Genomic DNA, 298 nt, shown 5'->3' with positions numbered 1-298 from the left:
TCGATGTCGGCTCATCACATCCTGGGGCTGAAGCCGGTCCCAAGGGTATGGCTGTTCGCCATTTAAAGTGGTACGCGAGCTGGGTTTAGAACGTCGTGAGACAGTTCGGTCCCTATCTGCCGTGGACGTTTGAGATTTGAGAGGGGCTGCTCCTAGTACGAGAGGACCGGAGTGGACGAACCTCTGGTGTTCCGGTTGTCACGCCAGTGGCATTGCCGGGTAGCTATGTTCGGAATAGATAACCGCTGAAAGCATCTAAGCGGGAAACTAGCCTCAAGATGAGATCTCACTGGAACCT

1 rRNA gene is annotated in these 298 nt (G+C 54.4%); it reads left to right on the top strand.

The annotated features are described in order from the left end of the window. Positions 1-298 (top strand): 23S ribosomal RNA (locus IFR23_RS19970); the annotation flags it as partial.

Source organism: Sphingomonas sp. CFBP 13603 (genome assembly GCF_014892665.1).
GTDB lineage: Bacteria > Pseudomonadota > Alphaproteobacteria > Sphingomonadales > Sphingomonadaceae > Sphingomonas.
The sequence above is the reverse complement of the archived record's forward strand: the minus strand, read 5'-3'. Positions and strand labels throughout refer to the sequence as shown.